4 protein-coding genes, 1 tRNA gene and 2 rRNA genes (1 of these 7 only partly in view) are annotated in these 11,764 nt (G+C 47.5%); 4 read left to right on the forward strand and 3 right to left on the reverse strand.

The window, feature by feature from the left end; all coding sequences use genetic code 11:
• The first annotated feature begins 163 nt into the window (after positions 1 to 163).
• The 4 genes from CBP12_RS07635 to CBP12_RS07650 all read left to right on the forward strand — a co-directional run bounded on the left by CBP12_RS07635 (position 164) and on the right by CBP12_RS07650 (position 8,224).
• On the forward strand, positions 164 to 3,700 hold the full coding sequence (locus tag CBP12_RS07635) for an EAL domain-containing protein (RefSeq protein ID WP_086963901.1): 3,537 nt from the start codon (positions 164 to 166) through the stop codon (positions 3,698 to 3,700).
• Between the two features lie 198 nt (positions 3,701 to 3,898).
• Positions 3,899 to 5,410, forward strand: coding sequence for a cytochrome c (locus CBP12_RS07640; protein WP_086963902.1), 1,512 nt, complete (start codon positions 3,899 to 3,901; stop codon positions 5,408 to 5,410).
• Positions 5,407 to 7,020: a flavin monoamine oxidase family protein gene (locus CBP12_RS07645; protein ID WP_086963903.1), complete on the forward strand. Its 1,614-nt coding sequence runs from the start codon at positions 5,407 to 5,409 to the stop codon at positions 7,018 to 7,020. The genes CBP12_RS07640 and CBP12_RS07645 overlap by 4 nt, the downstream gene beginning before the upstream one ends.
• On the forward strand, positions 7,013 to 8,224 hold the full coding sequence (locus CBP12_RS07650; RefSeq protein ID WP_157420077.1) for a c-type cytochrome: 1,212 nt from the start codon (positions 7,013 to 7,015) through the stop codon (positions 8,222 to 8,224). The genes CBP12_RS07645 and CBP12_RS07650 overlap by 8 nt, the downstream gene beginning before the upstream one ends.
• Before the next feature lie 668 nt (positions 8,225 to 8,892).
• On the opposite strand, the gene CBP12_RS07655 is transcribed toward CBP12_RS07650, so the two are convergent.
• The 3 genes from CBP12_RS07655 to CBP12_RS07665 form a co-directional block, all read right to left on the reverse strand.
• A tRNA-Asp gene (locus CBP12_RS07655) sits at positions 8,893 to 8,969 on the reverse strand.
• Between the two features lie 31 nt (positions 8,970 to 9,000).
• A 5S ribosomal RNA gene (rrf, locus tag CBP12_RS07660) occupies positions 9,001 to 9,115 on the reverse strand.
• A gap of 112 nt (positions 9,116 to 9,227) precedes the next feature.
• Positions 9,228 to 11,764 (reverse strand): 23S ribosomal RNA (locus CBP12_RS07665); it runs 354 nt beyond the window's last position.

An 11,764-nucleotide genomic window follows, 5' to 3' on the forward strand; every position in this document is an offset into this window, starting at 1 on the left:
TAATTTAAGAGTATGATCTAATTCATTTTAGATTAAAGCATTTTCACTCGTCAGTGCTAGGCGTCGTTTGGCCTTTCAATAACCTTACTCCCTATTTTTATAAGGGATAACCCAGTTACGTTTCGCCAACCACTTGGCCAGGTGAGCTAAGGAAGGCTCCAATATGACTTACCAAAACCCCTCTGCTTTATCTCGCCTAGCTTGGTTAATGCTGCTGATTGGCTTGTTATTAACAGGTCTTAGCGCCTGGCAAGTAAAAACAACCTCCGATAATCACGCCATTAAAGAATTTGCCTTCGTTGCCCAAAAAATCACCACCACCATTACCGAGCGCTTAAACGCCTACGCCTTAGTATTACGCGGCGCGGCCGGCTTATTAAATGCCGCCGATACGGTGACTCGTCAAGAGTGGGAAACTTACGTTAGTCAATTACAGCTAATGAAAAACAAGGCAGGTATCTCTGGTATTAACTTTGCCGAATATGTGCCAGCTAACCAATTGGCCAGTCATACGGCGCGTATTCAAAGTGAAGGTTTTCCTCATTATCATATTTGGCCAAGTTATCCGCGTGCCGCTTATAGCTCACTGATTTATTTAAGCCCCTTCGATGCTCGCAACCAAAAAGCGTTAGGTTATGACATGTTTAGCGAGCCGACCCGCCGCCAAGCCATGAGCCAAGCGCGAGACTCAGGCGAGGTTAGCTTAAGCGCTAAAATAGCATTGATTATTGAAGATACCGAAAGCCCGCAAGCGGGCACTGTCATGTATGCGCCTGTGTATCGCCCAAATAGCGACTTAACTACCCTCGCACTACGCCGTGCTGCACTACTAGGCTGGGCGGTGGGCGGCTATCGTATGGATGATTTAATGGAAAGCTTATTAAGCCAGTGGCAAGCGCCGCAAGAAAAAGCCATAACCATGGAAGTCTTTGATGGCCAAGCGAGCCCTGAGCATCTGTTATATCAAAGTCACCCCTTAGCCAAGCCCCACACCTCCAGCATGTTCTCTCAACAACAGACCGTTAATTTTAATGGCCGCATTTGGCTGCTACATTTTGATTATTTAAACCCTCAGCACGTGGTCAGTTATCAGTATGTTTGGGCCACCCTCCTTGGTGGCTCAATACTGAGTATATTATTGTTTTTATTGATCCAATCTTTTGCTAGAACCCGCGCTAGTGCTCGGGCACTCGCTCAGGCGCTGACTGAACAAGTTTATCAGCGTGAACAACAACTAAAAGTAGCGCTACATCGCTTAAAGACTATCGCCAGTCGTATTCCGGGTATGGTGTTTGAATATAATTACTCGGGTGAGGGCCAAGGGCACTTTCCTTTTACCAGTGAAGGTATTCAACGCATCTATGGCATTAGCCCTCAACAAGTTCAAGAAGACGCTAATCAGCTCTTTGCCATGGTGCACCCTGAAGATATCGCCGCGGTGATCAATAGCATTAAAGAGTCCGCTATTTATCTCACACCATGGCGCCATGAATATCGTATTTATCATCCAGATGGTAAAATTAGCTGGCTTTATGGTGACTCTGAGCCCCATAAAGAAGCCAATGGCTCCATCACTTGGTACGGCTTAGTCACTGATATTACCGAGCGCAAAGAAGCCGAATTAGCGCTAAAAGCCGCCAACCAACAAACCTTACTATTTCGCCAAGCCCTCGATCACGTGCCCTCTTGTATCTTTATGAAAGATATTAATATGCGCTATACCTACGCCAATAGAGCAACGTTAGAGTTACTTGGTTGTAATAGCGCCATGTTACTTGGAAGCACAGGAGAAGAGTTTTTAGGCCCGGAGACAACGGCGCAATTAAACTTAATAGATAAAAAGACGCTGCAAGGGGAGCCTCACCAACTGGAGTTTTCATTAACGGGGCCCAATGGCCATGTTACGCATTTCTTAGATGTTAAAACGCCTATCTTTGATGAGGCTGATCATTCGCAAGTCATCGGTATGCTCGGTATTGCCACCGACATCACCTTGCTTAAGGCAAATGAACAAAAGTTAGAATATCAGGCGCACTACGACACCCTCACTAAATTACCCAATCGGTTAATGCTTGCCGATCGCCTGCACCAAGCCATGTTGCAAGCCAGTCGTCATCAACAATCTATTGCCATTATTTATTTAGATTTAGATGGCTTTAAATATATTAATGATAATTATGGCCACGACGCCGGAGATGAGCTATTGAGGGCAGTAGCGGCGCGCATGAAAAATGCGATTCGCGACGGTGATACGTTGGCCAGATTAGGCGGCGATGAGTTTGTGGTTATTTTGCTTGATATTGAACAGCTCAGTGACAGTTTTCCGCTGTTAAAGCGTTTACTTGATGCAGCCTCACGCCCAGTATTATTAAATCATCATCGCTTACAAGTAACGGCCAGTTTAGGAGTGACTTTTTATCCTCAACCCGAGGTACTCGAACCTGAACAATTAATCCGTCAAGCGGATCAAGCTATGTATCAAGCCAAGCTAGCTGGTAAAAATCGCTATTATTTATTTGATAGTGAACAAGCACGCAATATGCGCGAGCACCATCAAAGTGTGGAGCATATTAATCGCGCCTTACTCGCCAAAGAATTTACTTTATATTATCAGCCGAAAGTAAATATGCGCACCGGCGCTATTATCGGCGTAGAAGCGCTTATTCGCTGGCAACACCCAGAGCAAGGCTTACTTAGCCCTAATCGTTTTTTACCTTTTATTGAAGAGCACCGACTTGCAGTGGAAGTCGGCGATTGGGTTATCGATAGCGCGCTTCAGCAAATTTTAAATTGGCAACAACAAAACATTGCCTTAGGTATCAGCATTAACATTGCCGCACGCCATCTGCGCCAAGTGGACTTTGCGGCTAAATTAGCCGCTCATTTAGCTAACTACCCCAGTATTGCTCCTAATATGCTTGAGCTGGAAGTATTAGAAACCAGTGCCTTAGGAGATTTAGCCTTAGTGTCTAAAACACTAGAAACGTGTCGTGATCTTGGGGTGGGTATCTCATTGGATGACTTTGGTACCGGCTATTCTTCGCTTACTTATCTGAAGCGCTTACCCACTCACACCATTAAAGTGGATCAGAGCTTTATTCGCGATATTTTAGAAGACCCAGAAGACTTAGCGATTCTTGATGGCGTACTCAGTCTAGCTAAAGCCTTTGGCAGGCAAGTGATCGCCGAGGGGGTAGAAACCTTAGCTCACGGTGATACTTTATTGCGCATGGGCTGCCACTTAGCTCAAGGCTATGGCATCGCCCGCCCTATGCCAGCGACAGAGGTACCTACTTGGCTGGCTAACTGGCAGCCGCCTGCTCGCTGGCTTGAAACTCGCCAACTTCATCGCGATGAGTTTTCTTTGTTATATGCAGGATTACAGCACAAGGCATGGATTGATGACTTAGTATTAGCCGTGCAACATAATAGTGAGACTTGGCCCCTGTTTGATAGTAATCAAAGTCACCTTAGCCAGTGGTTAAACAGTCAACCTAACATCTCCGCCACGCGATTAAATTACCAAACCGCGCTGAGTCAAAAAATTAAACAATGTGTAGCAGAGCTTGCGAAATATTATGCCAATCACGGTGCTAAAGACGCGAATAGCCAACTAATTTCTCAACTAGATGCGCTATGTGAATTAAAAGCTCAATTAATAAAAGAATTAGAAGAGTGCATGAATGACTCAAAAAGGTAATAATTTTTAATTTAAGTAAACATTAACTTTTAATTAATTAAAAATAACTAATATAAAAACTCACATTTCGTTTAATAATTAAGCTAATAATTTACCTAATTTAAAAAAACAGACTAAATCACGCTTAGAGTTTGAAAAAACTGCATATTGCTTCTACGGTAATTTAATCAAGTTCGCACACTTAAACAGGACGATATCATGCATCATCCCGTATTTTTGGCGGCAGGGTTAGCACTTACCTGGGGGCTAAGCGCTCCGTTATTTGCCGCAGAACAGCTGGACTCCTCGCAGTCAGCTTCATTAGTTGAACAAGGTCAATATATCGCTAAAGCCGCTGACTGCTTAGCCTGTCATGTAGGACCCGATGGCACTCCTTATGCTGGCGGCAAGCCAACTGCTACCCCAATGGGCGATATCATAGCCCCTAATATTTCATCTTCTAAAAAATACGGTATTGGCGATTATTCAGTTAAAGATCTCACACGGGTATTACGAGATGGCAAGACTCCGTCTGGCCGACATCTGTATCCGGCCATGCCCTACCCCGCTTACCGAGGCATGACAGATGAAGATATTAAATCACTGCATGCTTATTTAAAAACCACCGCCGCTGTTGAGCAAAAACCTAGCGCTAAAACTGATCTTAAGTTTCCTTTTAGCATGCGTTGGCTAATGATTGGCTGGAATGCTAAGAATTTAGATAATTACCAAGCTCCCCAAGGCTTAGATGACCAAGCGGCGCGCGGCCAGTATCTGGTGGATCACTTAGGTCACTGTGGCACCTGCCATACACCGCGCAATAGCATGATGGGCAGTGATTACGATCAATACTTAGGCGGTGCACAACTTGGCAACTGGTTTGCTCCTAATATCACCAGTGATCAAAAATCCGGTATAGGGGCATGGAGTGAGCAACAATTAGCAGATTACTTTAAAACCGGTCAAATGGGTTATGCCGCTCAAGCCGCCGGCCCTATGGCTGAGGCCGTGCATTACAGCTTGCAGTATTTAAATGAAGAGGACCGCTTGGCCATCGCCGCTTATTTGAAGTCTGTTCCCGCTATTGCTGATGACGCACAACAACAACCTGTGCTCGATACTCGTATCAACGAGACCTTACTTCATCGCGAACCGAAAGTAACACAGGTTACCCGTTATGAAGAAAGAGAGCTCGCTCAACAAGGTCTTAAGCAAGAAGATATCAGTGATCCCGACTCTGCTAACGGCTTATATGCTCAGTACTGCGCATCTTGTCATGGCGATGAGGGTTACGGGCAAACGACCTCTTTTTATGCCAGTTTGGTGGGCAATACCACGGTGCGCAGTGCCAACCCTAGAAACTTAGTAGCCGTTATTCTTAAAGGCGTCGAATTTAGAGGCGCGACCCCTAAGCCCCTGATGCCAGGCTTTGAAGACAAACTCAACCATCAACAAATTGCGACGCTAGCCAATTATGTACGCACTGAATTTGGCGCGTATTCAAACAGTGAAATAAGCACAGATGATGTGGCGTATATCGCCTCAGGCAAACAGAAAGTGTCGGCTCTTATTCGCTACGCCCCATTACTAGCTTGGCTTGGCATTATCCTAGTGGCCGTTATTATCATCGCCGGTGTGTGGTACTGGCGCCGGCGTCGTCCAGTGCGCGTTAATCCAACCGTCTCTCAGACCAACCTCGATCAACCCCCTCACAATAGGAGCGACCTATGAGCAGTAGCCCCTTAACTCGGCGTGACTTATTAGTAATGCTTGGCCAAGCCGCAGGTGCTGGCGCCGTTTACTCCGCCATGAGCTCACTGGGCTTGGCTCAGGCCTCTACTTTTACCGATGAACTCGACTTATCCGCCGCGCCCAACGGTAGCAGTGTCTTAATATTGGGCTCAGGATTGGGCGGCATGACCGCCGCCTACGAATTGCGAAAAGCAGGTTATGACGTCACTATCTTTGAATACACTGAACGCCCCGGCGGGCGCTGCTTTACCATTCATAGTGGTGATACTGTTACCGATTTATCCGGCGAAACCCAACATTGTAGCTTTGCCCCTGGCAACTATATCAACCCAGGTCCTTGGCGTATTCCATACCATCATTATGGTGTGCTGCATTATTGTAAGAAATTTGGCGTTAAGCTCGAGCCCTTTATTCAACTTAACTACAATGCCTACGTCCATGCACAAAATGCTTTTGGTGGTAAGCCAAAACGCGTGCGCGAAGTGCTAACCGATGTACATGGCTACACTTCTGAATTACTGGCTAAAGCAACCGACCAAAACGCACTCGATGAATACCTCACTGCAGAAGACTGTTCAGCACTCATCGCCCAGTTAGGTGAGTGGGGTCGACTAAGTGAAGGGAATAAATATCAAAAAAGCCTTAAAGCCAGTGAGTTTCGCGGTTACGAGCACTGGCCGGCAGGCGGCTTAATGGCAAAACCCTCTCCCAGTGAGCCTCTTGAATTTAAAGAGCTATTACACTCTGGTTTATGGGGCATGTTGCTCGATTACTTTAATACTGAATACCAGCACACCATGTTTGAGCCGGTAGGAGGTATGGAGCAAATAGCTAAAGGTTTCGCTAAAGAAGTAGGCGATTTAATTGAGTATCGCCGCCAAGTCGTGCGCATTGAGCAATCAGATAGCAAAGTCACTGTTCACTATATAGACCCTGATAAACCTGATGAGGTGATGACTCGCAGCGCCGATTGGTGTGTCTGTAACATTCCGTTATCGGTATTGAGCCAAATTCCGGTACAAGCCTCGCCGGCATTATTACAGGCAATTGCCGCTGTACCCTATGGTAGCTCGACTAAAACGGGACTTGAATTTAAGCGTCGTTTCTGGGAGCAAGATGAGAATATTTTTGGTGGCGTAAGTTATACCGACTTGCCCATTACCACTATCTCTTATCCCGCCTATGATTATTTCAGTGATGGTCCGGGCGTATTACTGGGTGCCTATACTTTTGATGATGTAACCAGTTATACCATGTCGGCCATGAGTGCTAGAGAGCGCGTAGCCGCAGCGGTGGCCTACGGTAAACAAATCCATCCCCAGTATGAAAAAGAATTCCTATCAGGAGTTTCTTGGTCTTGGCACCGTTGCCCTTGGACACTGGGTTGCTACGGCGTATGGACTGATGAGCTCAGAGAAGCTCATTACGATACCTTGTGTGCCATTGATAATCGCTTAGTACTGGCCGGTGAGCATTGCTCTTATATTCCAGCTTGGATGGAGGGCGCTATTCTTTCTGGTATGGATGCAAGTCAACGGCTCCATGAAAAAGCCACCGCCAACATGAAAAATGGAGGCGATCATGCATAAAACGACTCTCGCACTATTATTGCTGACTAGTATGACGGGTGCGCACGCTCAGCTTAGAGTTGATGACAACTCAACGACTGAAGATACCCGTGCGCAAGCTAGCGCTTTATCTGCTACGACAGAAGAGCCAGCAACTGAGCAAAAATCAGCAGCGAAAAAAGACACCACTAACCAACATGAGTCTTCTGCTAAAGAAAAGGACACGAACAATAACGAGACCACTCGTGAGCAAGCGGCGACTGACAATAAAGAAGCCGCTACCACTCAAGAGCGCGATGCGGCTAAGAAGAATGAACAGGCGGCGAAAAAAGAGTCGACGAATAAACACGAGTCTGCGGCTAAAGAAAAAGACTCAACAAATAACGACAGTCGTAAACCCTCTTCTTCTGACAATGAAAAGCGCTCTACAAACCAAGATGTCAAACAGGATCGAGACTCTTCTAACGATAATGAAAAGGCGGCTAAAAAAGACATAACCAATAAACAAGACTCTTCCGCTAAAGAAAAAGACACTACGGGGCAAGAGGCCACTAACACATCTGGCTCTACTAATAAAGAGGCAGATACAGATCAAACAGCTAAGCAGTCGTTAGACGAGCAGGAACCATCACAGAAAGATAAAGGTAAAAATAAAGATAAAAAAAACGCTGACAGCAAGACCTCTCAGCAAACAGATAAACGAGATCTCAAAGAAAGCACTGCATTAATTAAAAATGCCGCTAAACGCGGTACACCACCTTGGACCAATGACAGTGCTAATATTCACCTACAATTATCTCGAGGCGACGCGGAGCAAGACCAAGCTAAGCCCTATCAAGCTGAAGATTTTAAAATTAAACCCGAGTGGGAAAGATGGTTTGCCGGCGAAAAACACTTTTCTACTCAAAATGGTAAAGAAGTCTATGAAGTGTTATGCCAAGCCTGTCATATGCCAGACGGTCAAGGCGCACAGGGCGCAGGGCATTTCCCGTCCTTTGTGGGTAACGAGCGCTTACGCTCACCGGATTATCCTATCGCCGTCATCTTAAATGGGCTACGCGGCATGCCTCCTTTTAGCGAAATGCTATCAGACCAACAAGTTGCTGAAGTCGTTAACCATTTGCGTACCAACTTTGGTAATCAACTGGATGGCGATACCACCGCCGAAGAGGTAGCAAAGGTGCGCCAAGACGACTCATCAACTGACAACGACGAGCAAGATTAATGGCCTAAGCGCTAACTTGCTATAACCCACCCTTAGCTAGCCAATATTAATTAGACTAAATATTATTTAAAAAGCCCTGTTTAGATAGCCAGGGCTTTTTTATCAGCGCCTGTTTATTTAGTCATGGCGAAGGGCAGCATTTAAAAATTAGCGCGCAGAAGCTAGAGCATCCCGTCTGCACGAGACTAACGTAATATTTGTGCCGTCATCCTAAACTTGCTTCAGGATCTCGTTCCGGACTTAAAGGCTAAAATAGATGAAGTATTAAGGATGGAGAGAACGAGCCAAAGCTCCTTTATGATCGAGACGAGCGCTATATTTATGCCGCCACCCTGAACTTGCTTCAGGATCTCTTTCTAGGCTTAAAGACTAAAATCGATGAAGCGTAAGGGTGAAGAGAACGAGCCAAAGCTCTTTCCTGATCGAGACGAGCACTAAATTATGTTTGGCTCTTGTGGCAGATGAACTACTTCCCCACTTTCTGTCAGAGTGTCCGCGAAGGCATTTTTATAAACAAAAAAGCCACCCGAAGGTGGCTTTTCTGAGTAATAATAGCGGGGTGGTAAATGCACCGCATTTAAAGGTAGGAGCATAGCGACCTCATCCAGTTAGTCCACGGAGCTATTAAACGAAAAAACCCAGCATTTCTGCTGGGTTTTTAAGATTAATGGCGGAGTGGACGGGACTCGAACCCGCGACCCCCGGCGTGACAGGCCGGTATTCTAACCAACTGAACTACCACTCCGCAAAGCTTGATAGTTTAGGTCTAAATTGGCGCCTGGCAGTGACCTACTTTCACATGGCAGCTGCCACACTATCATCGGCGCGGCTGCGTTTCACTACTGAGTTCGGCATGGAGTCAGGTGGTTCCACAGCGCTATGGCCGCCAGGCATAAATGGTATCTGGAAGACTGATGTTTGATTAGCGAACGGTTAAGGTCGGTAATCTGAATAATTTGTTTGTTGCTCTTGAGCGCAAGGTCTCACACTTCTTGGGTGTTGTATGGTTAAGCCGCACGGGTCATTAGTATTGGTTAGCTCAACGCCTCGCAGCGCTTACACACCCAACCTATCAACGTTGTCGTCTCCAACGGCCCTTCAGAGGGCGTATAGCCCTTGGGATGACTCATCTTGAGGCTCGCTTCCCGCTTAGATGCTTTCAGCGGTTATCGATTCCGAACGTAGCTACCGGGCAATGCATCTGGCGATACAACCCGAACACCAGGGGTTCGTCCACTCCGGTCCTCTCGTACTAGGAGCAGCTCCTCTCAATCATCCAACGCCCACGGCAGATAGGGACCGAACTGTCTCACGACGTTCTGAACCCAGCTCGCGTACCACTTTAAATGGCGAACAGCCATACCCTTGGGACCGACTTCAGCCCCAGGATGTGATGAGCCGACATCGAGGTGCCAAACACCGCCGTCGATATGAACTCTTGGGCGGTATCAGCCTGTTATCCCCGGAGTACCTTTTATCCGTTGAGCGATGGCCCTTCCATTCAGAACCACCGGATCACTATGACCTACTTTCGTATCTGCTCGACCTGTCCGTCTCGCAGTTAAGCTGGCTTATGCCATTGCACTAACCGTACGATGTCCGACCGTACTTAGCCAACCTTCGTGCTCCTCCGTTACTCTTTAGGAGGAGACCGCCCCAGTCAAACTACCCACCAGGCACTGTCCGCAACCCCGATAAGGGGCCAACGTTAGAACATCAGACATACAAGGGTGGTATTTCAAGGATGGCTCCACCACGACTGGCGTCATGGTTTCACAGCCTCCCACCTATCCTACACATGTAGGGCCAATGTTCAGTGCCAAGCTATAGTAAAGGTTCACGGGGTCTTTCCGTCTAGCCGCGGGTATACGGCATCTTCACCGCAAATTCAATTTCACTGAGTCTCGGGTGGAGACAGCGTGGCCATGATTACACCATTCGTGCAGGTCGGAACTTACCCGACAAGGAATTTCGCTACCTTAGGACCGTTATAGTTACGGCCGCCGTTTACTGGGGCTTCAATCAAGAGCGTCACCCGAAGGCTAACCCCATCATTTAACCTTCCAGCACCGGGCAGGTGTCACACCGTATACGTCCTCTTGCGAGTTTGCACAGTGCTGTGTTTTTGATAAACAGTTCCAGCCACCTGGTCACTGCGGCTGACCCAAGCTCCATCCGCAAGGGATTTCACCTGTTTCAGCGTACCTTCTCCCGAAGTTACGGTACTATTTTGCCTAGTTCCTTCACCCGAGTTCTCTCAAGCGCCTTAGTATTCTCTACCCGACCACCTGTGTCGGTTTGGGGTACGATTCACGTGCATCTGAAGCTTAGAGGCTTTTCCTGGAAGCGGGGCATCAATGACTTCACCGCCGTAGCGATTTCGTCTCAGGTCTCAGCATTGAGCGTCCGGATTTACCTAAACACCCTGCCTACACCCTTTCACCAGGACAACCAACGCCTGGCCCATTTAGCCTTCTCCGTCCCCCCATCGCAATGCACGTCAGTACGGGAATATTAACCCGTTTCCCATCGACTACGCCTTTCGGCCTCGCCTTAGGGGTCGACTCACCCTGCCCCGATTAACGTTGGACAGGAACCCTTGGTCTTTTGGCGTGGAGGTTTTTCACCCCCATTATCGTTACTCATGTCAGCATTCGCACTTCTGATATCTCCAGCATGCTTCACAACACACCTTCGCAGACTTACAGAACGCTCCCCTACCACGCACTCTAAAAGAGTGCATCCGCGGCTTCGGTGCATAGTTTAGCCCCGTTACATCTTCCGCGCAGGCCGACTCGACCAGTGAGCTATTACGCTTTCTTTAAATGATGGCTGCTTCTAAGCCAACATCCTGGCTGTCTGAGCCTTCCCACTTCGTTTCCCACTTAACTATGACTTTGGGACCTTAGCCGGCGGTCTGGGTTGTTTCCCTCTTCACGATGGACGTTAGCACCCACCGTGTGTCTCCCGGATAGTACTTTGCGGTATTCGGAGTTTGCATAGGGTTGGTAAGTCGGGATGACCCCCTAGCCTAAACAGTGCTCTACCCCCGCAAGTATTCGTCCGAGGCTCTACCTAAATAGATTTCGGGGAGAACCAGCTATCTCCCGGTTTGATTGGCCTTTCACCCCCAACCACAAGTCATCCCCTAATTTTGCAACATTAGTGGGTTCGGTCCTCCAGTTGATGTTACTCAACCTTCAACCTGCTCATGGCTAGATCACCGGGTTTCGGGTCTACTCCTAGCAACTCGTCGCCCAGTTAAGACTCGGTTTCCCTACGGCTCCCCTATACGGTTAACCTTGCTACTAAAAGTAAGTCGCTGACCCATTATACAAAAGGTACGCAGTCACCCAACAAGTGGGCTTCCACTGCTTGTACGTACACGGTTTCAGGTTCTATTTCACTCCCCTCACAGGGGTTCTTTTCGCCTTTCCCTCACGGTACTGGTTCACTATCGGTCAGTCAGGAGTATTTAGCCTTGGAGGATGGTCCCCCATATTCAAACAGGATATCACGTGTCCCGTCCTACTCGATTTC

The organism is Oceanisphaera avium (assembly GCF_002157875.1).
GTDB classification, from domain to species: Bacteria; Pseudomonadota; Gammaproteobacteria; order Enterobacterales; family Aeromonadaceae; genus Oceanimonas; species Oceanimonas avium.

Coding starts and splice junctions, on each gene's coding strand:
- CBP12_RS07635 (WP_086963901.1), top strand. CDS start 164: ATGACTTACCAAAACCCCTCTGCTTTATCTCGCCTAGCTTGGTTAATG.
- CBP12_RS07645 (WP_086963903.1), top strand. CDS start 5,407: ATGAGCAGTAGCCCCTTAACTCGGCGTGACTTATTAGTAATGCTTGGC.
- CBP12_RS07640 (WP_086963902.1), top strand. CDS start 3,899: ATGCATCATCCCGTATTTTTGGCGGCAGGGTTAGCACTTACCTGGGGG.
- CBP12_RS07650 (WP_157420077.1), top strand. CDS start 7,013: ATGCATAAAACGACTCTCGCACTATTATTGCTGACTAGTATGACGGGT.